Source organism: Sinosporangium album (genome assembly GCF_900100605.1).
Classification (GTDB): Bacteria; Actinomycetota; Actinomycetes; order Streptosporangiales; family Streptosporangiaceae; genus Sinosporangium; species Sinosporangium album.
The window spans coordinates 1-25,739 of the sequence record NZ_FNCN01000014.1; the positions used below are offsets into that span (position 1 = coordinate 1).

At 71.5% G+C, this 25,739-nt stretch carries 19 protein-coding genes; 8 read left to right on the top strand and 11 right to left on the bottom strand.

What is annotated here, in order from left to right; translation table 11 throughout:
- The coding region (locus BLQ73_RS16365) for a transposase (RefSeq protein ID WP_176955494.1) at positions 1-313 on the top strand (313 nt) is incomplete at its 5' end.
- Positions 314-508: 195 nt separating this feature from the next.
- Here BLQ73_RS16365 and BLQ73_RS16370 read toward each other — a convergent pair.
- Positions 509-1,120 carry a hypothetical protein gene (locus BLQ73_RS16370; protein WP_093171328.1) on the bottom strand — a complete coding sequence of 204 codons (612 nt, stop codon included), beginning with the start codon at positions 1,118-1,120 and terminating at the stop codon, positions 509-511.
- A gap of 104 nt (positions 1,121-1,224) precedes the next feature.
- Between BLQ73_RS16370 and BLQ73_RS31390 the strand changes: the two genes are divergently transcribed.
- The 3 genes from BLQ73_RS31390 to BLQ73_RS16390 all read left to right on the top strand — a co-directional run bounded on the left by BLQ73_RS31390 (position 1,225) and on the right by BLQ73_RS16390 (position 4,213).
- Positions 1,225-2,268, top strand: coding sequence for a transglycosylase SLT domain-containing protein (locus BLQ73_RS31390; protein WP_143020293.1), 1,044 nt, complete (start codon positions 1,225-1,227; stop codon positions 2,266-2,268).
- A 338-nt stretch (positions 2,269-2,606) separates the two neighbouring features.
- Positions 2,607-3,062: a DUF2267 domain-containing protein gene (locus BLQ73_RS16385; RefSeq protein WP_093171331.1), complete on the top strand. Its 456-nt coding sequence runs from the start codon at positions 2,607-2,609 to the stop codon at positions 3,060-3,062.
- Between the two features lie 38 nt (positions 3,063-3,100).
- Positions 3,101-4,213, top strand: coding sequence for a baeRF10 domain-containing protein (locus BLQ73_RS16390; RefSeq protein ID WP_093171332.1), 1,113 nt, complete (start codon positions 3,101-3,103; stop codon positions 4,211-4,213).
- Between the two features lie 631 nt (positions 4,214-4,844).
- Here BLQ73_RS16390 and BLQ73_RS16395 read toward each other — a convergent pair.
- The 4 genes from BLQ73_RS16395 to BLQ73_RS16410 all read right to left on the bottom strand — a co-directional run bounded on the left by BLQ73_RS16395 (position 4,845) and on the right by BLQ73_RS16410 (position 10,884).
- A complete protein-coding gene (locus BLQ73_RS16395) occupies positions 4,845-5,861 on the bottom strand; it encodes an NAD-dependent epimerase/dehydratase family protein (RefSeq protein ID WP_093171333.1) in 1,017 nt (338 codons plus the stop codon).
- 64 nt (positions 5,862-5,925) lie between these two features.
- Positions 5,926-8,181 carry a SulP family inorganic anion transporter gene (locus tag BLQ73_RS16400; RefSeq protein ID WP_093171334.1) on the bottom strand — a complete coding sequence of 752 codons (2,256 nt, stop codon included), beginning with the start codon at positions 8,179-8,181 and terminating at the stop codon, positions 5,926-5,928.
- 110 nt (positions 8,182-8,291) lie between these two features.
- Positions 8,292-10,121: a hypothetical protein gene (locus BLQ73_RS16405; protein WP_093171335.1), complete on the bottom strand. Its 1,830-nt coding sequence runs from the start codon at positions 10,119-10,121 to the stop codon at positions 8,292-8,294.
- 163 nt (positions 10,122-10,284) lie between these two features.
- Positions 10,285-10,884 carry a YbhB/YbcL family Raf kinase inhibitor-like protein gene (locus BLQ73_RS16410; protein ID WP_093171336.1) on the bottom strand — a complete coding sequence of 200 codons (600 nt, stop codon included), beginning with the start codon at positions 10,882-10,884 and terminating at the stop codon, positions 10,285-10,287.
- A gap of 93 nt (positions 10,885-10,977) precedes the next feature.
- Here BLQ73_RS16410 and BLQ73_RS16415 point away from each other — a divergent pair, with 93 nt between their 5' ends.
- The gene (locus BLQ73_RS16415; protein ID WP_093171337.1) at positions 10,978-14,328 is read left to right on the top strand and encodes an AfsR/SARP family transcriptional regulator; all 3,351 of its coding nucleotides are present in this window, start codon (positions 10,978-10,980) and stop codon (positions 14,326-14,328) included.
- An 11-nt stretch (positions 14,329-14,339) separates the two neighbouring features.
- Here the strand turns inward: BLQ73_RS16415 and BLQ73_RS16420 are convergent, their stop codons facing one another.
- Together BLQ73_RS16420 and BLQ73_RS16425 are read right to left on the bottom strand one after the other, a co-directional pair.
- The gene (locus BLQ73_RS16420; RefSeq protein WP_093171338.1) at positions 14,340-15,149 is read right to left on the bottom strand and encodes an ABC transporter permease; all 810 of its coding nucleotides are present in this window, start codon (positions 15,147-15,149) and stop codon (positions 14,340-14,342) included.
- Complete coding sequence (locus tag BLQ73_RS16425) at positions 15,146-16,114, bottom strand: ATP-binding cassette domain-containing protein (RefSeq protein ID WP_093171339.1); 969 nt, start codon at positions 16,112-16,114, stop codon at positions 15,146-15,148. Before BLQ73_RS16425 ends, BLQ73_RS16420 begins: the two co-directional genes overlap by 4 nt.
- 260 nt (positions 16,115-16,374) lie before the next feature.
- Here BLQ73_RS16425 and BLQ73_RS16430 point away from each other — a divergent pair, with 260 nt between their 5' ends.
- Together BLQ73_RS16430 and BLQ73_RS16435 are read left to right on the top strand one after the other, a co-directional pair.
- Positions 16,375-16,818 carry a PH domain-containing protein gene (locus tag BLQ73_RS16430; protein WP_093171446.1) on the top strand — a complete coding sequence of 148 codons (444 nt, stop codon included), beginning with the start codon at positions 16,375-16,377 and terminating at the stop codon, positions 16,816-16,818.
- Positions 16,815-18,644, top strand: a complete 1,830-nt coding sequence (locus BLQ73_RS16435; RefSeq protein WP_245691127.1) for a PH domain-containing protein — start codon at positions 16,815-16,817, stop codon at positions 18,642-18,644. The genes BLQ73_RS16430 and BLQ73_RS16435 overlap by 4 nt, the downstream gene beginning before the upstream one ends.
- A 155-nt stretch (positions 18,645-18,799) precedes the next feature.
- On the opposite strand, the gene sepH is transcribed toward BLQ73_RS16435, so the two are convergent.
- From sepH to BLQ73_RS16455, 4 genes are all read right to left on the bottom strand, one after another.
- Positions 18,800-21,337: a septation protein SepH gene (gene sepH / locus BLQ73_RS32475; protein ID WP_176955495.1), complete on the bottom strand. Its 2,538-nt coding sequence runs from the start codon at positions 21,335-21,337 to the stop codon at positions 18,800-18,802.
- Between the two features lie 327 nt (positions 21,338-21,664).
- The gene (locus tag BLQ73_RS16445; protein WP_093171340.1) at positions 21,665-22,018 is read right to left on the bottom strand and encodes a hypothetical protein; all 354 of its coding nucleotides are present in this window, start codon (positions 22,016-22,018) and stop codon (positions 21,665-21,667) included.
- Between the two features lie 91 nt (positions 22,019-22,109).
- Entirely contained in the window at positions 22,110-22,829 is a 720-nt protein-coding gene (locus BLQ73_RS16450; protein WP_093171341.1) for a polysaccharide deacetylase family protein, read from the bottom strand.
- Positions 22,830-22,914: 85 nt separating this feature from the next.
- Positions 22,915-24,084, bottom strand: a complete 1,170-nt coding sequence (locus BLQ73_RS16455; RefSeq protein ID WP_245691128.1) for an MFS transporter — start codon at positions 24,082-24,084, stop codon at positions 22,915-22,917.
- A gap of 236 nt (positions 24,085-24,320) precedes the next feature.
- Here BLQ73_RS16455 and BLQ73_RS16460 point away from each other — a divergent pair, with 236 nt between their 5' ends.
- Positions 24,321-25,736: a lytic transglycosylase domain-containing protein gene (locus BLQ73_RS16460; protein ID WP_245691129.1), complete on the top strand. Its 1,416-nt coding sequence runs from the start codon at positions 24,321-24,323 to the stop codon at positions 25,734-25,736.
- Positions 25,737-25,739 lie beyond the last annotated feature (3 nt).

The window sequence follows — 25,739 nt, forward strand, 5'->3', positions numbered from 1 at the left end:
TGCCCACCGCATGCTGGGCGGGCCGATCGTGCTGGTGTGGGACAACCTGAACACGCACACCTCGGCCGTGATGAGGCGGCTGATCGAGGCCCGGCCGTGGCTGACGGTGTTCCGGCTTCCGCCGTATGCGCCGGAGCTGAACCCGGTCGAGGCGGTATGGGCTCACATGAAGAAGAGCATGGCCAACCTGCCGGTGCGCACCGTGGAGGAGCTGGTTTCGGTGGTGCGCGGTCGGCTCAGGCGTGTGCAGCGCAGGCCTGACCTCATCGCCGGGTTCATCGCCAAGACGGGGCTGGACTTCCAGCCGCCCTAACCTCAGCCTTTAAACCTCTCTAGGCGCGGCGTTGAATCAAGGCGCCGAGTAGCACACCTGCACTATCGATCTCCGCGGTAGTGCGAGTCAACGGCGTTTGGAATCGGTGCCGGTTCGGAGCACCCTCCGAATTCAGATTCTCGGTCAGCCCGCATTATGGCCGGCACAGGTCGACAGAGCGAGCGGGTGAAAATGTCAGCTCGGAGCGAAGGACGAGACGACCAGCCAAACAACTCCAAATGCGACAACGACCGCTATGGCAATCTCTTTCGGCCGCCAGGGAATTCCGGCCGGTGCCGAGCCGACGGCTCCGGTGGGGGAGGTGGACATCCGCCGCGTTCTTCCGGCCATCGTGATGAGGACGGCCGAGAGGAGAAGGGGCCATCTCACCAGGCTGGTGGCATAGGCGAACAAGTCTCCTCCATAGCGGTCGGCGTGCGCCACGACGTCGAGCAGCGCGAAGAAGAGAAGCGCCGCCGCGGTCGCGGCGACGGTCAGGCGTCCCGGTAGGTCGGAGAACGTTCCGTGCGCGGTCGCGGCCAGGGCGACGATCACGAGCGGGAGGCCGGTCCTCTCGGCGTCCAAAAACCACCAGGCCATGGTGTCCCAAGGCGATGCCGGAAGCTCATTGCCGGCGACCCCGACTATGAATCCGTCGGTGGGATCCGGGAGCCGGGAGGTCACGACCGTCCACGCGGACGCGGCGAGGGCACCGGTCCACAGGGCGATGCGATGCCGTCCCCGGGGCAGTGGCGATCCTGCCGTCAGCAGAAACGCCCCTGCGGCCACCAGGTAGCAGATGATCACGGGCCATGGCAGAACGACGGGCAGGCACGAGCGAGAGCCCGGAGGGGGATGCGGCGCGTGGTGAAGGCGGGCCGGGGTGAGCTCACTCCAGTACGGTGGGGCCGATGATGAACGAGCACGCGACTTCGAGGCCGGAGCGGGGCGATCGGGCGATGCGGCGGACGGTGGTTGTGCGGGGCGGTCGGCAGAGGGGCGGGCGGGCAGGTCGGCTGGCGGCCCCGGCGCTGAGCCTGGTCATGGTGGTGTCGGGGTGCAGCGCCCAGGGGGCCGCCTCGTCGGCTCCTTCCGGGCAGGCGGTGACGCGGTCGGCCTCGCCCGCGGCCCAGGAGGTGTCCGCGGGCCGAACGAAGGAGGCACCCGCGACTGCGCCGCCCACCCCGTCGCCGCCGGCCGCGGACGCCGCGATTCCCTCAGACCCGTCGCGCCTGGCCCGGTCCCTGACCACCACCTCCGAAGAGCTCCGGCGTGCCGTCGACGCCTGGCTCCGCGACGACCGGGCGAAGGGGAAGCCCCCGGAGCCGGTGGTGCTCCTGGCCCTCTACCAGCAGCGCGTCTACCGACACCTGGCCCGCGATCCCGGGCTCGCCTCCCGCACCTACGCCAAGCTGTCCGGCTCCCTGGCCGCGCAGGCGAAGGACAACGTCACGGCCATCCGGGACCTGCTGACGCTCGTGCGGCCCATCAAGGGGGCGGTCAAGCTCAGGATCGAGCAGCCCGAATCGGCGGATGTCCTCCTGCGTCACTTCCGCCGCGCCGAACGCCGTTTCGGCGTCGAGTGGGAGGTGCTCGCGGCGGTGATGTTCGTCGAGACCAAGTTCGGCCGGGTGCGGTCACCCAGCCACACCGGTGCCAAGGGGCCTATGCAGTTCATGCCTCGAACCTGGGACGCGTACGGCATGGGCGGCGATGTCCACGACACCCAGGACGCCATTTTCGGGGCCGCCAACTATCTGCGCGCCTCAGGCGCACCCCGCGATTACCGCCGGGCCTTGTGGGCCTACAACCACTCCTACCGCTACGTCAACGCGGTCCAGCTCCACGCCCGCCAGATCAAACGGGACATCAGAAACTACTACGCCTATTACAACTGGCAGGTCTACGCCGTGACCACTCGCGGCGACCGCCGGCTCAGCGGCCCGGGGGCATAAGGCGGCCGGAGACAAAAGGCGGTACGGCAGGCGCGTCGGAAGCCCGCTGCCGGTCCGTGGCGAACTGGACCGGCAGGTCGGCTGAGCGGACCGCAGGTAGATCGAGGGTAGATCGAGGGTGACGACACAGCCTCGGGACTCTGGTCTCTGGTTTCCCCACTGCCAGCAGGAGCACATTCCCTGAAAGGCCACAAATAGCGACAAGCGGAGGGGATCGTGGCCGGGGCGTGCGGCAGCGCGCACCCGGCGGTGGAATCCGTGGAACACGTGTCGGCCTTGCCGGCTGTGCAGCCGGACTGGAGCGCGGGCGCGCCGCCGACGCGCTTTCAGGAGGAGCGATGTCTCATCATCACGTGCGCAGCATCGACCACACCGTCCAGACGACCAAGCGCTGGCTGGCCGATCTCGCCGAGCTGATCGGCACGGACGACCGGGAGTTCGCGCAGCGGGTCCTGAGGACGTGGCTGCACGTCGTCAGGGACGGCCTCACGGTGGACGGCACGGCGCACTTCGCCGCTCAGCTCCCCGATCTTCTGCGCGGTGTCTACTACAACGGCTGGGACCCCAGCGCCGTGCCCGTACGCAGGGACCGGCATCAGTTCGTCGAGCACTTCGCCCGGACGGGTCGCATCGCCATCAGCGACGTTCCGGGGCTCGCCTCCACGGTCACGAGATTTCTCTGCCAGGAGCTGTCGGAGCAGTCGGTCGTCCACGCGCTCGACAGGCTCCCCAGGGATGTGCGCGGCGTGCTCCTGCCGTCGGCCCCGGCCCGCCGGCCCGACGCCGCGACCTAGCCGTACGGCCGACCGTGAAGGCCATGGGAGGGGTTGTCATGCGGTACGCGTCCTTCTTCGAGCGGCTTGTGGAGACGGAGATTCCTCACCCGGAGGTTTTGTCCGTGTATTACACCGTTCCCCTTGATCCCGCGGAATTCGATGGAGTTCTGCCCCGGGTGGAGCATCTCGTACGGCAGGCCGCGGCCGACAGCGGCTCCCGCATCACGCTCGCGGACCTGCGGGACACGCTGGCGGCGACACGTGATTGGCTCGGCCGAGGGGTCGCGATGTTCGTCGCGGGCGCCAATGGGCTCTTCGAGCGCCTCAAGCTGCCCGCTCCCGTCGACGACACCGCCATGGTGGGGACCAGACCATACGTGCGACCGCTGATCGCGATCGGGCATCGGTGCCCGCGGTACGGCATCGCCGTCGTCGACGAAGCGCACGCCTGGATCTGGCCCGACGACGAACCCGCGGAGATCACCGCCGTCACCGACGAGGCCCTGCGCAAGCCGAACTACGCGGGCTGGTACGGGCTGTCGGAATACGGGGTCCGGTCCCGCGCCGAAGGACTGCGGATCCGCCACTACCGTAGGGCCGCCGCGGAGATACGGCGGTTCATGCGGCGGGAGGGGCTCGACCTGCTTGTGCTCTGCGGGCACGATTACGAGATCCCGGTGTTCATGGAGGAACTGCCCGTGGATATGCGCTCCAAGGTGTCCGGCGTTGTCGCCGTGGACCCCAGGACCCTCAACCCCGCGAACATGAAGCCGCGGACCGACCCCGTCATCGCCCGCCGGATCGCCGAATACGACGAGAACCTGGCGGCGGCCGTCGTGAGCGACGCCGCCACGGAAAAGAACGCGGTCACCGGGCTGGCCCGCTGCCTCGCCGCCGTCAACGCCAGGGCGGTCGGCACACTGCTCCTCGACGACGGCATCCGCATCCGCGGAGCGGTCTGCCGCGGCTGCGGGAACCTCTTGGAGGCCGGGGAGCGCGCCTGCCCCGACTGCGACGCCGACGTGCGCGCGGTGCCCGATGTGCTGGAAGAGGCCGCTGTGGCCGTACTGCGGAGCAGGGGCAAGGTCGTCCCCCTGCCCTCGGGGCTGCTCGACGGAGGGCCCGTGGCCGCCCGTCTGCGCATGCCCATCGCCGTGTTCGCCCACTAGCGGGGGACCGGATCCTGCGGCACCCGCCGACCCGGGGGGTCAGGGTGAACGGTCCCGCCTCCAGGCGCCGTCCGTCTTGGCGACGGTGAGTCTTGTGGCCCTTCGGGTCACCCAGTGCCCCTGCGCCCTTCGGCGGGCCCGCCGTCCGGGGATTTCCCCCTTTCGGGGACCCTGCCCCCCGTTTCGGTGGGTGCACTTACATACTCCCTGACCCGGCGCTGCGGCGTCAGGGCACTCTGTCCTAGAAGGGCATGACATTCGTCCATAAATAGGTAGATCGCCGTCATGTGTTGACGAGCCGGCGTCTCAGGGTGGGCTGAGAGTCCAGGGTGCGGACGCGGGCTCGACGGCACCGACGGTCGCCAAGATGAAGATCTACATTGTAAAGGGATGGAGGTAGGCGCGGCCTGTCTCGACCCCTTACTCGACCCCCGGCAAGAGCGGGCCGAACCGGCACGGTCACAAGGGCGAGTTCACGCCAGACGACGCCCACGATGACGCCCACGATGACGCCCACGATGACGCCCACGATGACGCCCACGATGACGCCCACGATGACGCCCACGATGAGGAGGCGATGCCAAACCTTCCGCGTAGAAGTACACAGACGGCTCGCCAGGCTCGCGGGGGCTCATCGGGCGGACCAGGCGGCGAGGACGGATGCCTCCTTGCCGGGGTCGATGCCGTGGTGGACCCCAAGCCTTTCGAGGCCGAAGCTGCGTTCGGCCTCGGGGATCCCGCGCAGCCACGTCCAGGTGTCCGCGACGGTCTCGGCCATCGGACGTATGCGCAGCCCCGCGGCGATCGCCTTGTCCGGGGACGCCTTCCAGGTGTGAGCCGCGGGTCCGCTCTCCGGCATCCAGAGCGGCAGCTCGGTGAACGGTGCGACCTCATGGGCCAGGACGAACTCATCGGGGACCCACACCAGCTCGGCGTGCGAGCCGGTTGTCTCGGCGATGATGTCGAGCCAGCCTCCGAAGGAGAGGCCGCCGACGGGAGAGGTGGTGATGAAGCGGTCGTTCACCGCCTTCTCCGCCTGGTCGAGGGTGAAGACGGCGATGTCGCGGGCGTCGATGCCCTGGAAGGGCGAGACGGGCCTGCCGGGGGCGAGCACCTGGCCACCCCTGGCCATGCGGGTGAGCCACCAGGGTAGGCGGCCCACGTTCTCGTAGGGGCCGATGATCAGACCCGGCTCGATGATCAGTGAGGGGCCGTCGAAGCGCTCTTCGACGGCCCGTTCGCAGCCCGCCTTGAGGAAGCCGTAGTCACCGGCCTCGGGGCCCGCGTCAGCGGGACAGGGGTGGCGGCGGCCGGTCTCGTCGACGGGTTCGGCGGGCCAGTCCGGGAAGGCGGACAGCGTGGAGATGAACGCGTAGTGCCTGGCGTGCCCGGACAGCAGTTCGGCGGACTCGCTCACCACGGTCGGGACGAATCCGGACACGTCAATGACGGTGTCCCACTGCCTGCCGTCCACGAGCCGCTCAAGGTCGGCGCGCACCTCGCGGTCACCGCGCACCGCCTCCACGCCGGGCTGGTCGACTCCGCTGACGCCGCGGTTGAACGTGGTGACGTCGTGTCCGCGTCGGAGAGCCTCCGCCACGATCGCGCGGCCGAGGAAGACGGTCCCACCAATGATCAATACCTTCATGCGTGCATTCTTCGTCCGTGCGAATCTCGGCGCGAGACCGTTTCGCCCACAGCGCAGGCGCCGGTCAGCCCACCGGGAGGTCCTCGGCGGCCTCCTGTCCGGTGAGCATGTGGACTCTGGCCTGCGCGATGTCGAAGTAGATGCCGACCAGTTCCAACCGTCCCGAAGCGACGAGCGCGTCGACGCCGGGGTAGGTGCGGAGGTTGTCCAACTGCTGGATCACGTTGACGCGGCACAGCCGGTCGAGCGGCCCGGCGTCCTCACCCGTGCTGTCGGTCATGATGTAGCGCGCCAGGCTGTGGTGGCCGTGCGTGAGCCAGCGGCGCAGGCCCGGCAGTTCCTCGGCGTTCACCGCCCCGCCGAGCAGCGCCGCCATCGCGCCGCACCCCGAATGGCCGCACACCGTGATCGTGCGGACGCCGAGCACGGTGGTCGCGTACTCGATCGCGGCGACCACCGAGTCGTCGTAAGGCGCCGCGCCGTGCCGCGGGACGAGGTTGCCGATGTTGCGCACGGTGAACAGGTCGCCTGGGCCGCTCGCGGTGATGAGGCTGGGAACGACGCGGGAATCCGCGCAGGTGATGAAAAGGTGGGACGGCTCCTGCTTGCTTGCCATCCGCGTGAGAATGGGGCGCACGAGCGCTGCGGTGCGGCGGTGGAACTCGCGGGCTCCCACCACCAGCTCGGGCTGCTCGGGGCCGTGCGCGTGCGCGTGCCGGGTCAGCGCGGACGTCCGGCAGGGCCCCGGCCGGCGCCTGCGCCGGTCGGCCCACGGCAGCCACCAGTGGTCGGGCGTGACGGGCGGGGTCTTCGCCGGGAAGACGCGCACGCCCTTGGCGGCCAGCGTGTACCACTCGTCGTGCATCTCGTCGATATCGACGGTGCCGCCGAGGCGCTCATGCTCAAGCCGCCACATGTGCAGGGCCTCGAAGGCGGCGTTGTCCATGAAGTCGACGTTGAGGTCGAGGTCGACCGGGACGCCTGCGGGCACCGAGGCCAGTCCGGAGACGAGCCTCGGCACGCCGAGGAAGGTCAGCGACCCGCCGATGACCACGTGCCGGCGGCCGTCCGGTTCGGCGTTGACGGTGACACTGATCCACGTGAGGCGGCGCAGCGCGAGCAGCGCCGCCAGCCCGATGCCGATCAGCGCCCCCTCGGCGAGGCCGATGAACACGACGGCCGCCAACGTGACGAGGTAGATCGGCACCTCGCCGTGTCCGCGCAGGTTGCGGATGTGCACCAGGTTGACCATCTGGACGCCGATGAAGACGAGCAGTGCGGCGAGCGCCTCCATCGGGATGTAGCGGATGGTCCAGGCGAAACCAAACGCGAAGGTCAGCACCCACAGTCCCTGCATGACCGCCGACCAGCGGCTCCGGGCCCCCGCGCCCACGTTGGCGGTGCTGCGCACGATGACGCCCGCGACGGGCAGCCCGCCGAGCACGCCGGAGATCATGTTGGCGACGCCCTGGCCGGTGAGCTCGCGATCCAGGTCGGCCCGGGGGCCGGTGTGGAGCTTGTCGACGCCGACGGAGCACAGCAGGGTCTCCACGCCCGCGAGAAGCGCGATGAGCAGTACGGCTGCCGCGATGCCGTGCCAGTCGCCCTGCGGCCAGAGGGGCGAGGTCCACACGGTGGGGTCGACCGCGAGGTCCACGTGGGTGACGTCCCACGACAGGGTGGCGGACGCCAGGGCGGTGATGGTGAGCGCCGCGAGCGGGGCCGGGACGGCGCGGATCCGGCGCGGCAGGCGGCCCCACACCACGAGCACGCTGATCGTGAGCAGTCCGGCGGCGACCGCGTGGCTGTGGTTGGCCAGAAGCTGGGCGGGCAGCTCGATGATGTTGGCCAGGGCGGAGTGCTGGGGGCTGCCGCCGAGCACCACGTGCAGCTGGGCCAGGGCGATCGTCACGCCGACCCCGGCCAGCGTGCCGTAGACGACGGCGGGGGAGACGGCGAGCGCGGCCCTGGCGACCCGGCACAGGCCGAGGAGGAACTGCAGGGCCCCGGCCATGATGGTGATCATGCAGGTCGCGCGCCAGCCGTATGTCTGCACGAGGTCGGAGACCACGATCGCGAGTCCCGCCGCGGGGCCGCTGACCTGTACGGCGGAGCCGCCCAGGCAGCCCGCCACCACTCCGCCGACGACGGCGGCCACGAGGCCGGCCACCAGGGGCGCCCCGGAGGCCACCGCGATGCCCAGCGACAGCGGGATGGCGACGAGGAAGACGACGAGCGACGCGGGGAAGTCGTGCCGGAGCACCGACCCGAAACCACTGAAAGTAGGCGATCTGTCACGCAGGGTGTCCATCGGCTTCATGGAGCGAACCCTATGGCGTGTGTCCCCCCTCTCCTAAGCCTTTGAAGAAGGGCTTTGCACAAGCGGGGGACACACGCAAAGAAGATCGGATATGGAGGGGTAAGCGCGGTTTACCGGTAGTAATCCGGGTAGTCCGGGTCAGGAGCCCGGTGGCTGCCGCGCGATCCCCGGCGGCGGCCCGGCTCGCCGGGGGAGGCGGAGCCATCGGCCGCAGTGCCAGTGCCGCTGCTGCCAGTGCCAGTGCCAGTGCCGCTGCCGGAGCCGGGGCCGTACATGTCGCCGAAGGACGGCCACGAGTCCGTGCCGGCCTGCGGGGCGGGGCCGCCGGCCCGCGGCGGGTCGGCCGGGCGGGCGGGGCCGCCCGCCGGCTCGTGCGGGGAGACCGCTCGCGCGGGGCCGGTCGTCGTGGAGGCGGCCGGGGTGGGGCCGGTGACGGCGTCGTCGTCGATCGTGGCCCAGCCGGAGCGCACCTCGTAGCTCTTCGGGTAGGTCTGCTCGCGTGACGTGCCGTAGGCCCGTGCCGACGGCCACGAGGCCGCCACGGCGGAGCGGCCGGGAGCGGCCGGAGGGTGGGTCGGCGCTGCGGCGGGCTGCACGGGGTGGGGGGCCGTGACGGGCTGCGCGGGCGTCGACTGGTCGTCGAAGATGTCGGAGGCCCCGGGGTGGGCGGGATTGGGAGGGTAGGACCCGGTGCGCGGCCAGGTGGCGTCGGTGGAGTCCGGTCCGCCGAAGGCGGGGGCGCCGCTCGGATAGGCGCCGCCGCGCGGGTCGGCGGGGGCCCCGGAGGGTGTCGCAGCGGGGGCCCCGGCGGCGGGCATGGAGGGGGCCGCCGGAGCGGGGAACCCTCCCGTGGCACGGCGCCTGGCCGCCGGAGGAACGGCGGGGGCGGGCGGATGCGGCCCCGGCTGACCCGCGGGGGGCGTGCCGACGCCTCGGCCTGCCGGGCCCACGTCGCCGACCGGGGCACCGCCCGTCGCGAGCGCGTCGCCGGCGGGAGTCTCCGCCCCGCGGGCCGTGGAGCGCGTGGTCCTGCTCGACGCGCGGTTCGCCGTACGGCTCCCGCCCCGTCCCCCGGAGCCGCGCGCGGGGGGCTCGGCGGGGGCGTGCGGGTCGACGGCGCGCGACCCGCGGCCGGACGCGCGGCGCCCCGGCGCGGGTGTCTCGCGCGGGCCGGCGCCGTGGGGCGCGTCGTGGGGCGCGTCGTGGGGCGCGGCCTGGCGGGCGGAGGTCTCGCGGGGCGCGGAGGCGTGCTGCGCCGGGGGTTGCTGCGCGGGAGGCTGCTGTCCGGGGGCGTACTGCGCGAGGACCTCGGGCGTGGGGGCCGCGAACGTCATGGTCTTCTGCTCGGCGAGCACGGCGGCCGACGTCACGGGCGCCGGGTGCGGCGCCGCGGGCTCGACCAGGTCGGCGAGGCCCTGCCCGCCCACGGGCATCTGCCCGCCGGCGAGATTCGGCAGCGGCGCCTGCATGGTGACCGCGTCGGCCGACACGGGTGCGCCGGTCGCGGGCGCCGCGGCGGGAAGCTCGGGGTTCTCCGCGTCCGAGAGGGGACGGCTCGCGCCGACCTTGGCCGCGATCGACCCGCCGAAGCCGCCGTCGTCGGCGCGCACCCGGCCCCAGTATTCCTCGTCGTAGTCGTCGGCTGTGCCGAACTCGTCCACGCCGCGGCGCCCGCGGGGCCCGCCGACGCGGGGCACCGACGGTTTCGGGCGCGGCACGTCGATCGGGCTGAAGTCGGGCGTGAACTTGTCCATCCGAGGTTCGGAGGCGGCGAACTCGTCGGTTGACCGGCTCGGCTTGACCTCCTCTTGCTCGGCCATCTCTTTCAGCCGCTCCGGGGGGAGCGCGCTCTCCCGGCGGCTCATCGACCGCATGCCCAGTGCCACGACGACGAGCACGAGGAGCACGACGGCGACGAGACTCAAAACGACCGCAGTCATTGCACCACCCTCAAGGCCATGGCCTTCCAGCGGCGCCGGTGAGGTCGCGCGGCCATCGACGCGACCTGCCCCCCTTGTTCACCTGCGCTCAGCGAATGGAACTGATTGTGTCGGACCACTATGAGCGTTGTCACACCCTATGTGAAGAATTGATAACTCATGACTACCTCCGGTTTTCGCGGGGCGACTCGATGCCTGTGGCGGTCAGTCGCCCTCTCGCGATGGTCTGGGAGGCGATGTCTTGCAAAAGGCCCTCGGACAGGGAGAGGGGGGCGCTCTTCCCGTTGGTGACGACCTTCTCGCGTAGCGCGTAAACGCTGAACCGGTAGGTGCCCTGCGGATTGCACGGGGGCACGTATGCCGCCGTTCCCTGACTTGTCTGCCCCTGCCGGGCACCGTCGGGGAGGTTGTCGGCGATGTTCTCCGGCACCTCGGTGGTGCCGGGAGGGATGTCGAAAAGGACCCAGTGGACCTGGGAACCGGCCAGTGAGCTGTCGTCGACCACGATGGCGATCGACTTGGCGTCCGCCGGCACGAAGGACCAGCGCAGTGGAGGGTTGCCCTGCGTCCCGTGGCAGGAATATCCGGACGGCAGCGGATCGCCGTCTCTGAGTTGGGGGCTGGAGACCACGAACTCCGCCACGGCCGGCGGGTCCGAGGACTTGCCGAGGATTCCGCAGCCGGACACGCAGACAGCGAGCGCCGTCACCGCAGCGGTGATGGAGGCCCGGCGCGCGGCTGCGAAGGTCGTTGGCTGCCCCATGCCCGATGATGCTACGCGGATTCGAACGCTGGGCTGACCCGTTCCGCCGGTTCGGTGGCGCGGAATTCACCCGGAATCCGACAGAATCTAGGGATGGAGGGGTTGGGATCGGACGCGGAGACGAGCTTTGCCGTCCTCGGCCCCCTCCAGGTCGGACACGGTGGAAAGCCCGTCCAGATCGGCGGTCGGCGCCTGCGGGCGCTTCTGTCGCTGCTCGCGGGAAGCGCCGGCAAAACGGTGTCCAGCTCCGTTCTCGTCGACGGCGTCTGGGGCGAAAGCCCACCGGCGAATGTGACGAACGCCCTTCAAGCTCTGGTGTCGCGAGCGCGTGCCGCGCTCGCTCCGGGGGCTTCGCGCGAGGGCGGAGCGCTCGTCGCGGGCGACGCCACCGGATACCGTCTCGCCGTCTCGCCCGGCCAGGTCGACGCCCACCGCTTCGCGGCCCTCGCGGACACGGGCCGCCGCGCGCTGGCCGGCGGTGACGCGCACCTCGCGTGGACCTCGCTCGGCGAAGCGCTCGCGCTGTGGCGCGGCCCCGTCTTCACCGACCTCGCGGACGGGGACACCGCCTCGCTGTGGACCGCCCGCCTGGAGGCGGCCCGCCTGGCCGCCCTGGAGGACCGGTTTGAGGCCGCTCTGCGCCTCGGCCGCTTCGCGCAGGCCACCGCGGGCCTGCCCGCGCTCGTCGCCGCGCATCCGCTGCGGGAGCGGTTGCGGGCCCAGCTCATGCGCGCGCTGTACGGCGAGGGTCGCCACGTCGAGGCCCTCGCGGCCTACGAGGACGCCCGTGAGACGTTCGCCGACCGGCTCGGCGCCGACCCCTCGCCCGACCTGGCGGCCGTCCACCTCGCCATGCTCAAGGGCGAATGGCGCGAGGAGCGCGGCGCCCCGCCCGAGCCCCCGCCCGACCCGGCCCCCGGCCCGGTCTCCGACGCGGCCCCCGGCGGCGTCGCCATGCGGCACGCACCGGCACCCCCCGACGCGGAGCGGACGCGCCGGAGCACCCTGCCCGCGCGCCTGACAAGTTTCGTCGGCAGGGAAACGGATGTCGCCGCGGTCGGCGACCTGCTGGCCGCGAACCGGCTGGTCACGCTGCTCGGCCCGGGAGGTGCGGGCAAGACCAGGCTCGCCGTGGAGTCGGCCGAGCCGCTCGCCGGGCACGGGCGCCTGCCGGGCGGGGTGCGCCTGGTCGAGCTCGCCGGAGTGGCGGCGGGCGCCGACGCGCGCGAGGTGGCCGAAGCCGTGAGCGCCGCCGTCGGAGTGCGGCCGGGCCATTTCCAGCCGGGGCTCGCCGCCGTCGAAGCGCAGCGGCCGCACGACCCCTTGGAGCGGCTGCTGGGTGCGTTGACGGGCAGGCACCTGCTGATCATACTCGACAATTGCGAACACGTGATCGAATCGGCCGCCCTGGTGGTCGACCAGGTGCTCGCCGAGTGCCCCGAGGTGCGGGTGCTCGTCACCAGCAGGGAACCCTTGAACATCACGGGAGAGACCCTCTGGGCCGTCTCACCGCTGCACGTGCCCTCGCCCGGCGAGCCCGCGCGGTCGTCGGCGGAGGCTCCCGCCGTACGGCTGTTCGCCGACAGGGCCGCCGCCGTACGCTCGGGGTTCTCCGTCGCCGACCACCTCGACGTGGTCGTCCGCATCTGCCGGGAACTGGATGGCATGCCGCTGGCCATCGAACTGGCCGCGGCCCGGCTCCGGTCGATGTCGCCGCAGGACCTCGCCGACCGCCTCGACGACCGGTTCCGGGTGCTGACCGGCGGCAGCCGTACGGCACTGCCACGGCACAAGACGCTCCGCGCCGTCGTCGAGTGGAGCTGGGACCTGCTCGACGAGCGCGAGCGCATGCTCGCCCGGCGGTTCGGGGTGTTCGCCGGAGGCGCGAGGCTGGCCGCGGCCGAGCGGGTGTGCGGCGGGGAGGGCCTCGACCCGGCCGACGTGCTGGACCTGCTCGGACGCCTGGTCGACAAGTCCCTGGTCACCGTCACCGTCGAGGGCGGGCGCTCCGGTGAGGCCCGCTACACCATGCTGGAGACCATCCGCGCCTACGCGCTGGAGCGGCTTTCGGAGTCGGGGGAGCGGGAGCGGATGCGGCTCGCCCACGCTGAACACGTCACGCGGTTCGTGGAGGAGATCGAGCCGGGGCTTCGCGACCGCAGGCAGCTCGACGTGCTGGCGGCGATGTCCGCCGAGCACGACAACGCGTCCGCCGCGATCCGCTGGGCCGTCGACGCGGGGCGCGGCGACATCGCGCTGCGGCTCGTAGGGGCGCTCGGCTGGTATTGGTGGCTGACCGGCCACCGCAATGAGGCGGTCGCCCGCAGCCGTGAGGCGCTGCGCGCGGGCGAGGGCGCCCCGCCGCACGCGCGGCTGGTGGTCCGGGCGGTCCACAACCTCAACGTCTACGAGCAGCTGCAGCTCGTCTCGGGCACGGAGGCCGCGGCGCTGCTGCGGGACATACAGGAGTCGGCCGTCGCGGTGGGGCGCGAGTCCCACCCGTTCGCCGCGATGGCGACGAGCGTCATCGCCCTCGCCGCCGACGAGCATACGGAGCCCGACTGCGTGGCAGCGTTGCGCACCCACTCGGACCCGTGGGTGCGCACCTGGGCGCGCATGCTCAGGGGATTCCTCGGGATCGGGAACGGCAGGGTGGCCGAGGGAGAGCGGGAGACCGAGCTGGCACTCGCGGGCTTCGAGGCCCTGGGCGACCGGTGGGGCGCCGCAAGCTGCCTGGCGGCCCTGGCCGAGACCAACTACCTGCGGGGACGGGTCGGGGAGTCCGCCGACCAGTCGCGGGCGGCCATCGCCATGACGGAGGAGTTCGGAGCGCCGGAGCACACGCTCCACTTGCGCGGCCGTCTCGCCGCCTCGTTGTGGACGGCCGGGGAGAGGGAGGCCGCCGAGGCGGAGCTCGCCCGGGCGGTTCAGATCATGACGGAGGCGTGGGACCCCCTCACCGCCGTCATCCTGCTGGTCCTGCGCGGCGACTTCGCGCGTGAGAGGGGACGGTACGCCGAGGCCCGGCGCGACTACACCGAGGCCCTGGCGCTGATCGGCCGGTCGCGCCAAGCGCTCGACACGATGCGGGCGCCCGCCTGCACCTCGCTGGCCATGCTCGCCCTTCAGGAAGGCGACCTTGAGGAGGCGCGGCTCCTGATGGCCGACGCCCTGGAGTCGGCGATGCTCCGTGCCGAGGGGCCCGTGGTGAGCGTGGCGGCGGTCGGGTGCGCCTCGCTCGCATTCGCCGACGGCGAGCCCGAGAGGGCGGCCATGCTGCTCGGCTGGGCGGCGCGGATGCGCGGTTTCGAGGAAGTGGTCGGCTTCGACCACGTGCGCGTCACCGAGGCCGTGAGGGCCGCGCTCGGCACCGAGGAGTTCTCCCGGTGCCACGAGCGCGGCCGGCGTGTGTCCCGCGAGGGCGCCGCCGCGCTCGTGCGCTGAGCGATCCACCTTCAGCGCCCGCGGCGGAAGGCCCGCACTGCGAGCGGCGCGAACACCACGATGACCCCCACCGCCCACAGCAGCGAGTTCGTCGTCGGCGCGGCGACCTCGCCGCCGATCAGCATGCCGCGTACGGCGTCGGCGAGCTGGGACACCGGGTTCACCTCGGCCCAGGTCCGCAGCCAGCCGGGCATCGTCTCGGAGGGGACGAACGCGTTACTGGTGAAGGTCAGCGGCATGATCAGCGAGAAGGTGAGGAGCTGCACCCGCTCCGGGTTCTTGGCGGTAAGGCCGACCAGCACGGCCAGCCACGACATGGACAGCGTGAAGACCATCAGTAGGGCCACGGTGCCGAGCACGCCCCCCACGCCGTTCTGCACGCGGAATCCGAGGAGCGCGCCGATGCCGAGGAACAGGCCGAGCGCCCAGAGCTGCTTCACGCTGTCGGCGACGATGCGCCCGGTCAGGGGCGCGGTGCGGGCGATGGGCAGGCTGCGCAGGCGGTCGAACACCCCTTTGGCGATGTCGGTGTTGAGGGCGATCGCCGTACCGACAGTGGAGTAGAGCACGTTCTGCGCGATGATGCCGGGCAGTGCGAACTGCAGGTAGTCGGTGGTGTTCCCGGCGATCGCGCCGCCGAAGACGTAGACGAAGAGCAGCAGGAGCATGATCGGCTGGACGCTGAGCCCCAGCAGCTCCCACGGGTCGTGCTTGATCTGCACGAGGTTGCGCCACGTCAGCGTCAGCGAGTGGTTCAGAGTGGCCCTGGGGCCCACGCGCCTGGCCGCGGGCTTCGGCAGGGTCTCGGTCAGGGTGGTCACGCGGACACCGCCTCCTTGACGTGTCGTGCGGGCTGTGCGGGGTTGTCGCCGGTGAGCGCCAGGAAGACCTCGTCGAGGCTGGACTTCCGCAGCGTCAGCTCCGCTGCCACCACGCCGAGGTCGTCGAGTGCGCGCACGATCGCCGGCACCACCGCGGGGTCCTTCACGCGCACCGACACCCGTCCCTCCGCGACGTCCGGCCTCACCCCGACGACGGTGGCGACCACGCTCTCCGCCTGGCCGAGCCGTTCGCCGTCCACCGGCTTGAGCTCCAGCACCTGGGTGCCGGTCGTGGCCTTCAACTCGTCCGGGGTTCCAGAGGCGATCACGCGGCCGTGGTCGAACACCACGATGTCGTCGGCGAGCTGGTCGGCCTCCTCCAGGTATTGGGTGGTCAGCAGCACCGTCACCCCGTCGGCGATCAGGCTGCGCACCACACCCCACAGTTCAGTACGGCTGCGCGGGTCGAGCCCGGTCGTGGGCTCGTCGAGGAACAGCACCTGCGGCCTGCCCACCAGGCTCGCGGCGAGGTCGAGTCGCCGCCGCATGCCGCCCGAGTACGTCTTGGCCGCCCGGTCCGCCGCCTCGGTGAGCTCGAACCGGGTGAGCAGCTCCGCCGCCCTCGCCTTGGCCGCCCGTCTCGGCAGGTCGAGCAGCCGTCCGATCATGACGAGGTTCTCGGTGCCGGTCAGCGACTCGTCCACCGAGGCGTACTGCCCGGTCAGGCCGATCAGCGAGCGCACCTGGTGGGCGTCGCGCACCACGTCGAACCCGCCGACCTCGGCCCTGCCCGCGTCGGGGCGGATCAAGGTGGCCAGGACCCTTACCGCGGTGGTCTTCCCGGCTCCGTTCGGCCCGAGCACGCCGAGCAGTCGGCCCTGCGGCACCACGAGGCCCACGCCGTCCAGCGCCTTGGTCGCGCCGTAGTGTTTCGCCAGACCTTCGGCCTGGATCGCATATCGCATCGTCGTTCTCCGCCCTTTCGCTTCACACCGAGTGTGCGAGGGCGTGCTGACAGCTCCCTGAGGGGCCGCTGACAGGCCGTACGGCACCGCTGACATATCGCTGACACGTCTGTTTTGCCAGGTGAGAGGGCACTTCGCCCTGAGGTGAGAGGGTCGAAGGGGAGAGCCGCATGTGGTCGAAACCGGGCTAGGCTGGGCAGGTGACCGCACCGCTACGCGATCCCATCAATCGTGTCTCCAAAAACGCCATCAAACTCTGGATGCTCGAATCTTTTATCGGATTCGTCGTGATGGTGGGAGGGGCGCTTCTCCTATCCCGCTGGCTTTCGGGCCGGGACTGGGCCTGGGTGCCCGAATGGATCGACTGGCTGCCGATCGCCACGGCCGCCGTGGTCGGCCCGCTCGGCGTCCTTGAGCCGATCAAGCGCTACGCCGTACACCGCTGGGAGCTGTCCAACGACGTGGTGTACGCGCGGTCCGGGTGGATCGGGAAGAAGTGGGTTTTCGTCCCGGTCAGCCGTATTCAGACCGTCGACAAGGAGCAGGGGGTCATGGAGCGCCTCTTCGGCCTGGCGACCGTGGAGATCCGTACCGCCTCCTACGCCGGGTCCTCCTCGATCAAGGGGCTGGACTACACCGTGGCCGCGAGCCTCGCGGGCACCCTGGCCCAGCGGGCCGAAGCCCTGAGGGACGACGCCACGTGACCGGCGAGCGCCCCGCTCCCGGGGCGCCGACCCCCGGGGACGCGTCCGCCCAGGGTCCGTCCGAGACCCGGGGCTCACCCGACGAGGAGCGCATACCTGACCGGCCTCAACCTGACCGGCCGCAACCCGACCGGCCTCAGTTCGACTGGCCCCATCTGCCCGGCCCCGAGGGGATACCGGGCCACGAGGGGCCGCCGGAGGGCTGGACCGGGCTGCCCGGCCCCGAAGGGCCGCCCGCCGACTGGCCGCCCTACGCGCAGGTGCCGCCGGAGCCGTCACGCCTCAGCCCGCTGATGATCCTGATCGACCCGGTGCGCAACCTTCCTGGGCTGTTCGTGCCGCTTGTCGGCGTACTGTTCGTCGGCGGCTTCTCACCCGCCTCCTTCCGGTGGGCCGCCATCGCCATCGCCGGGGCCGTGGTGTTCGCGGTCGTGCGGTGGTTCACCTTCAGGTACCAGGTGATCGGGGACAGGCTCGAACTGACCAGGTCGCTCATCAGCAGGTCCGTCCGTACCATCCCGCTCGACCGCATCCGCGGCGTCGACATCGCCACCCCGCCCCTGCACCGCCTCCTCGGTCTCGTGGTGCTGCGCATCGACACCGGCGCGAGCGGCACCGAGCAGCAGGAAGGCGAACTCAGCGGCATCACCAAAGACGAGGCCGAACGCCTCAAAGCCCTCCTCACCCAGCGCACCCGCCAGCCCGGTACGTCTACCGCCGCCCCCGCCGCCCGCGGCCCCGCGGCCCCTGCGACCCCCACGGCCCCCGCACCCAGCGCCCCCGCGCCCGAGGCCGCCTCCGCACCCGCCGAACAGGTCTTTCTCAAGGTGCCGGGCCGCTGGCTCCGCTACGGGCCCCTGTCCGGCGCGTACGTGCTCACCCCGTTCGCGGTGATGGGCGCGGCCGTCGGCCTGTTCTTCAACTCGTGGCGCGAACTCGGGCTGGACAACGGCGAAGGCGACGCCGGCCTCCTGCGCATCGCGCGCGACGCCGGCCTGTGGGTCCTCGACCGACCCGTCGTCCTCACCGTGGTCATCCTGCTGCTCCTGCTGGCCATGCCCGTCGCGGGCGGCGTGATGCACTTCCTGTTCAACTGGCGCTTCACCCTGCTCACCCGCGGCGACCACCTGGTGGCCGAGCGCGGGCTGACAACCCGCAGAAGCGTCTCTCTGGAACGCCGCAGAGTGCGCGGATACGAGATCGTCGACGCGCCGCTGGAACGAGTCTGGAAAGTCGCCCGCGTCTGGGCGATCGTCGCCGGCCTCGGAGACTCCCAGACCCGCGGCCAACTGCTCCCCGCCGTGCCCAAGGCGGCAGCCCTGGAGGTCACCGCCGCGGCCGTTACCCCGTTCACTGCGCGACTGCGGCCCCATCCGCCCGCGGCCCTCCGCCGCAGCCTCTTCCGCTCCATCGTCCCCTGGCTCGCCCTCGCCGCCGCCTTCGGCACCGTCGCCCTCACGGGCGGAGGCTGGGGCTGGTGGGCCGCCACCGTCATCGCCTCCGCCCTGGCCCTGCTCGGCGTCCCCCTCGGGTTCGACCTCTACCGCAGCCTCGGCCACGCCTACGACGGCGTCCGCATCTCGGTCCGCTCCGGGTCGCTCAGACGCGCCCAGGCCGTCATCGAACGGCGGGCCATCGTCGGCTGGACCATCGAACAGACCTGGTTCCAACGCCGCGCCGGGCTCCTCACCGTCACGGCCGGCGTCGGCGCCGGCAGCGGCGGCTACGCCGCCATCGACGTCGCCGAGACCGACGGCGTCGCCTTCACCGCCGACGTCACCCCCGACTGGATCACCCCCTTCCTCCTCCCACGCGATCCCGACTAATGCCAGAGCCCCCGGCCCTGGGGGCTCTGGCATCAGATTGGAGCGGGGTCGCGCCCCGTCCTGGTGGGGCCGGGGAACGGGGGCTGGATACGGAGGCTGGATACGGCGAGAGCCGGTCCTGCTGGGCAGGGCCGGCTCTCGGTCGGTCTGGCGGGTCAGTCTTGGCGGCGGGCGCCGAACATGATCTCGTCCCAGCTCGGCACGGACGCACGGCGGCTGCGGGACCTTCTGGCGGGCCTGGCCGGCTGCGCGGGGGCGGGGGGAGCCTGCGGAGGCTCCTTGTCCGTGCCCTTCGCGCCCTTGGCCGCCTTGGCGGGCGCGGCCGGTTCGGGCTTCGGCGCGGCATTGTCCGCGGCCTGCCGTACGGCTGCCGCGTCGTCGGCCTTGCCTTCGTCGGTCGCCCGTACGGCCTGAGCCACTTCCGCGGCCGACTTCGGAGCCGCGGCCTTGGCCGCATCGTCCGAGGCGTCGCCGGGGTCGCCGGCGTCCGCGGCGTTCACGGTGTTCGCCGCCTCTGCGGCCTCGGCGTCTGCCTCACCCGCTTCTGCTGCGCCGCTGTCGGCCTTGGCCGTCTCGGTGGTGGTCTCAGCGGTGGTCTCGGTGGTGGAAGGAGTGCTTTCGGAGGCCGCGTCCGCGTCGTCGGGCCCGCCGGTCGCGGCGGCCTCCGCCGCGTCGGCAGGGGCGGCCTGCTCAGCCGGTGAGGCCGTCTCGCCGGAGGCGTCGGCCGACGCCGCTTGAGCGGCCTCGCCGCTGTCGGTGCGGGCCGAGCCCGACGCCTCCCCGGCCTGTTCGGACACGCTGGAGGGCGAGTCCGTCGCCATGCTGGAGGCGGTCGCGGCGGAGCCCGCCGTCTCGGCGGGGCCGGCTGTGCCGGTGGTGGGCCGTTCCGTCGTGGGCGTCGACTCGCCGGACGCCGCGGCTTGCGCCGCCTGGGCGCTGTCGGTCAGGTCGGAGCCGGACACGTCGGAGGCCGGGCCCGTCGCCTCGGTGGAGTCCGCCGCCTCGGCGGGTGCGACCGTGTCGGTCGCGGCGGGCCGCTCCGCCGTGGAGGCCGGCTCGTCGGAGCCCGCGGTCGCCGCCGCGGCCGACACCGGGGAAGGTGTCGCGGCGGTGGCCGTCGAGACGGCCTGTCCGCTGTCGGTCCCGGACGCGCCCGGCCTTTCGCCGGCCTGCGGGGGCGCGTCGGAGGGCGAGGCCGCCGTCGGGGTGTGGTCCGCGGTGTCCTGGAGGCTCGGGACGGCGTCGGCCGGCGCGACCGGCCGCCTGTCCGCGCCGGCGGCGTCGGACGGCGATGGGCCCGGCTGTCCGGCCCCGGTCGGCGCCGGACCGCCTGCCACGCCGTGCGCCGCGACGGCCGGGTGGGCGGTCGCGACGGTGGCGGTGGCCGGTGGTGTGGGCGTCGCCGTACCGCTTGGGGTGAGTGCGGGCCGGGTGCTGTCGAGCATATTGTCGTCCCCCTCCGCCGTGGCGGGTGTGGTATCCGGTGTGGAGGGGGGGAGATGGTGGGCGAGCTCGCGTGACGGCCGGTAGGAGCTCTCGTGGCTCAGGCGAGCCGCGGGGATGGGGCCGGGATCGTCGGGGCGGCCGGTGTCGGGGGGTGTGGAACCGGCAGGTATGATCTTGGTCGGCGCCGGGTCGAGAGGAGCCGGGGCGCCCGGCGTGATAGGGGGAGTAGGCGGCTGGGGCCAGGCCGAAGGGGCCTCGTGGCCGCGTGGCACGCCGTCGAGGCGCGCGGACGGCTCGGGGGCCCAGCGGCCTTCTTGGGCGGGGGCGCCGTCCCAGCGGTTGGGTGCCTCCTGAGCCGGGGCGCCGTCCCAGCGGTTGGGTGCCTCCTGAGCCGGGGCGCCGTCCCAGCGGTTGGGTGCCTCCTGAGCCGGGGCGCCGTCCCAGCGGTTGGGCGCCTCCAGTGCGGGCGCGTCGCGCCGGGTGTCCAGGTGCCGGGGGTGAGGGTCGCTGTCGTAGCGCATGGCGGCCGGCGGGTCGTGGCGCACCACGGAGGGGAACGGCACGGGCGGCTGCGTGAGCGGGGCGGCGTTGCCGAGAGGCGGCACCGGCTGGAGTTTGGCGACGCGCGGCACGAAGGGCGTGACGGTGGTATCGGGGGCGGGCTCGGTGTAGTCGTCGGAGGCCGACAGGCGCAGCGCCTCGTCATCGTTGGGGCTGATGTGCCGGCGGCGCGGGTCGAACAGCCATTCCGCGCCGCGGGTGTGTCCGTTCCAGACAAAGCCCAGCTTGACGCGCCATAGTCCGTCGTCGCGCTTGCTGGAGTCCCAGTCGATCTCGTCCGCGGGAACGCCCCTGCGGCTGAGCCGTTCGGCGACGAGCTCGCCGAGGATCGGTCCTGCGGATGTGTCGCCGGGCATGCGTACGGCACAGCGCTGAGCCTGCTGCGCCATGTATTCGCGCTCCTGCAGCACCGGGCCCTCGAACCAACGGACACGTTCCACCGGGATGCCCGCCGTCGCGGCGATCTCCTCCGCGGTCTCCCCTGCGCGGATGCGCGCCTGGATCTCCTTGGGACGCAACGGACTCTCCACTTCGATCTCGTACTGGCCGAGACGGGAGAAGTTGCCGCGGACGGCAGCACGGAGCCGGTCGTCGACAGGGAGCGTGAATCGCGTTCCCCTGCCGGCTGTGGCCAGCACGAGGTATGTGCCGTCTTCGCTCACCGCGACGAGTCGGAGCTCCTGCATGCGAGTCCCTTCGTCGTCCTGCTTGTTCTTCCCCCGGACCCTTGAGTCTCTCGCGTGTGCCGGTTGCCTGCCAGCACCGTACCCGGCATGTCCGAACATCGCCTTCCCGGAGGGGGCCGGGGGCGATGTGACGCCGGTCACATTTTGTTGCGTTGAGATGGAACTATAGATCAGTGGCGGGACGACGGGGGTGAGGCTCCTCGACGGAATCTTCCCTAATCGCTGCCGCCCAGCCAAGCACTTCCCTCAACTGGCTCTCAAGTCTGCGGGGACGGTTTCAGGTGAGCATCTGTTCGCGCGGTCGTGCATGAACGGGATGCTTGGGGTCTAGTTTCCCCCGAAAGGCAAGGAAATCCGCAAATCGCGGATAAACCTCATCTCGGCTGCGGGCGGGCGCCTGATGTCCGGTTCGCGTGCTTGACCAGGCACGTGGTCGGTGTATGGGGGGCGGGAGAGGCCGACGTTCTCGTCATGAGCGGACGGCGGCGTGTCGCCCGTGTCGCCCGTGTCGTGCGTGTCGCCCGTGTCGTGCGTGTTGCCCGTGTCGGGGATCGCGCTCGGCGTCCCGGGCCGCCGCCGTACGGAGCGGGACGGGGCGGATGGCCCGCCGCTGTCCCGCCCGGAGCCGCGGGTGCCGGTCCGGACGGCCCCCGACTCGGTCTGGGCGGTGATGCCGCCCATGGTGGCGAGGGCCGGTCCGTGCCGGTCGAACGCGGTGTTGCCGCATTGTTGTGTTGCTGCGTTGTTGTGTCGCTCTGTCGCTGTGTTGCGATCAGCCGCGGTAGGTCTCTCCCGCTGCGGGCAGCTTGTCGCCCAGAACCTCGGAGGCCGACACCAGTGCGTAGCCCTGCTTGGTGAGCTCCGTGAGGATCTCCGGCATGGCCTGGACGGTCTGCGGCACCCAGTCGTGCATCAGCACCACCGCGTCGCGCTCGGCCACACTGAGCACCTGCTTGGTGATCGCCTTGGTGTCGCGCAGAGCCCAGTCTCGCGAGCCCGCGTTCCACAGGATGATCGGCAGCTTGAGCTCGGTCGCGACCTGCTCGACGTCGGGGCTGCTCAGCCCGTACGGCGGGCGCAGCAGCGTGGGCCGCTTACCGGTGACCTGGTGGACGACGTCCTGGGTCGAGGTCACCTCAGTGTTGATGTCTTCGATCGAGATGTTCGTGAAGTTCTTGTGGCTGTAGCTGTGGTTGCCGAGTTCGTGTCCTTCCTGTGCGATGCGCTTCGCCAGGGTGGGACGCGACTTGACGTACTGCCCTTGGAGGAAGAACGTGGCTTTCGCCTTGTGCTTCTTGAGGGTGTCGAGGAGCTCACCGGCGTATTTGCCGGGTCCGTCGTCGAAGGTCAGTGCGATGCACTTGACCGCGGTGCAGTCGACCTTCGCCTTCGCGGTGCTCTCGGCCGCCGCGGCGTTGGCGGCACCCGAGGCCGCCGTTAACACGGCGGCGGCGCAGGCGGTGGCGAGCAGTGACCGAATAAGGCGGGGCATGACAAGCTCTTTCACGTTTGAGTCAGGGGCGTCCCGCATCGTATCGGCATAGTGGATCTACACCGCGGTTCACAGGGATCTGCAATCAGGTCGAAACCTCAGGGGCGGCGAGTGACGGCTCTTCGGGGATGCGCAGCAGGGCCGCGCCCGCGAGGCTGGTCACGGCGGCGAGAAGCGCGCACACCAGGGCAAATCCATATGCGTTGGATGCTCCGTACATGTCGGTGAGGCGGCCTCCGGCCCACGCGCCGGCGGCGACGCCGAACCCGACCGAGGTCGAGATCCAGGCCATGCCCTCGGTGAGGAGTCCGTTCGGCACCATCCGCTCGACCAGCGCATACCCCGTGATCAGGATGGGGGAGATGGAGAATCCGGCGATGAACAGCACGACCGCCATGACCGGCACGCTGGTGACGAAGACGATCGGCATGATGCCGAGGGCGAAGATGGGGACGGCCCGGATGAACCTGCTGCGCAGAGAGATCTTCCACTGCCGCGACCCGAACCAGATGCCGGAGATGAGGCTTCCTCCGGCGAAGGCCGCGAGCATCGTCCCGGCGTGGCCCTTGGAGCCGTGCTGCTCGGCGAAGGCGACGGTGATCAGGTCGATCGAGCCGAACACCGCGCCCATGGCGAGGAAGACGATGGACAGCAGCGCGACGCCGGGGATGGTGATCGGGCTGCGGCCGGAGACCGAGCCCTTGGGGCGCACGGGCGGCTGAGTGCCGCGCTGGAGCGCGAAGGTGATGGTGCCGATGACCGCGGACAGCAGCACGACGACCAGTCCGGCGTACTCGCTGATCTGCGTGGCGAGCGCGGTGGCCAGGGCGGGGCCGGCCACGAAGACGACCTCGTCGATCACCGATTCGAACGAGAAGGCGGTGTGCAGCTTGGTGGGGTCGCCGGCGGCGAAGTGGGCCCAGCGGGCCCGCACCATCGATCCGAGCGAGACGGCTGTCGCGCCGACGAGGATGCCGATAGCGAAGAGCGTCCAGACGGGCGCGCCGAGTTCCGCGAGCAGCATGAGCCCGGTCAGTGCGCCGCCGTGCGCCAGGGTGATCGGGATGAGTACTCTGGCCTGGCCGAACCTGTCGACCAGCCGTCCGGAGAGCGGCGCTGAGATCGCGAACGCGACCGAGACGGTCGCGGCGACCGCACCCGCCGTGCCGTACGACCCCGTGATGGCGGAAATGAGCAGGATGACGCTGATACCCAGCATGGACATCGGCAAGCGGCCCACAAAGCCGCTGATCACGAAGCCTTTGACTCCTGGCGCGTTGAAAAGCCCCCGGTACGGCCCGACCACGTGTCTTTCTCCACTTCTGCACGCCTATGGCGTGATTGTTCCCAGCCTGGCCGCCCTCGGGTCAGGTGACGGGCCGACGTTGTGCTGGTGGTCTTTCGTAGCTTTCGACCTTGATGTACGAATCAGTCGCGAAGCAAGGGCATTTTCCCCTCGCGTGACCACCACCAGGCTCTAACGTGGGGCGAATGGCACGTCTTCCCGGTTGGAAGGTGATTCTGGTGAGCCTGGGGGCATTGATCGCGCTCTCCGGGGCCGGAGTGAGTGTGTTCGTCATCCTTCGCGATGAGGCCCAGCGGAGCGGCTCGCCTCCGGCGAGTGCCGTGGAGCATCCGGCGATGGCGGGCGCGGTACGGGCGATGCCCGGCCTGGAGGCGCTGAACCCCACGGCCCCCGCGACCCAGGGAGATCCGCCCCCCGCCGTCGGAGACCCCAGCGTCGGAGACCCGGCCTCGGGAGGCCCGGTGCCCGGAAACCCCGTGCCTGCAAACCCCAAGCCCGGGAACCCGGCGCCAAGCGGTCCGGCCTCGGCGGCTCCACCTCCGGGAAGCCCCCACGGAAGTCCCACCGCCGCCTCGGCCCAGACGCCGGCGCCCGAGCGCGGCGGCGGCCCCGGGGTGACCTCCACCCCGCCGAAACTGATGGCCATCGCGCGGCAGGCGGTGTCCCGCGAGACCGTCAACCGGATCTCCGACCTCAAGCACGTCCAGAAGGTCGCCGTCGCCGACGCCGGCTCGGTGCGTGTGGAGAACCGAGGCATCAGCCTGCTGGCCGTCGACCCGGTCGAGTTCCGGTCGTGGGCGCCGAAGGCCGTCGCCGACGAGCCGGCCGTGTGGAGCGCCCTCGCGGCGGGGGAGATGATCGCCGAGACCTCGGCGGCCAAGCGGCTCGGCCTGCGCCTGGGCGCCAGCTACCAGCTCGCGGCGGGGGAGGCCACCCGCCTGGCCGCCTCGGCGACCTTCGGCCTGCCGGGTGTGGACGGGATAGTCGGCGTGGACCTCGGCCGCAGAGTCGGCCTGGTGCCCGAGATCGCGATCCTCATCCACACCGCCGACGACCCGCCGGGCGCGCTTCGCACGGGCGTGGGACGCCTCCTCGGCAAAGGCGCGCAGGTGATCACCTTGGGCGTCAAGCCCACTAAACCCGCCAAACCCGCCAAACCCGCCGCGTCCGCTCCCCGGGCCGCCGCCGCCCCGGCACGGAACGCGCGCGCGGTGAACGTCGGCCGCCCCGCGAGCTACCTGGACCTCTACCGCGCCTCCGCCGCAGTGTGCCCCGGCCTGTCCTGGACCGTGCTCGCGGCCGTCGGCCAGGTGGAGAGCTCCCACGGGCGCAACAACGGCCCGTCGAGCGCGGGCGCCCTCGGGCCGATGCAGTTCATGCCCGCCACCTGGAAGGCCTACGGGATCGACGGCGACGGAGACGGCAAAGCCGACATCTGGAGCCCGTACGACGCGGTCCCCTCAGCCGCGAACTACCTGTGCGCCAACGGCGCGGGCCGGGGCGGTGAGAAGCTCAGGAAGGCCCTGTGGTTCTACAACCACTCCTGGTCCTACGTGGACAAGGTCCTAGGCGTCGCCAAGGGCTATGAGCGGATGTACTGACGC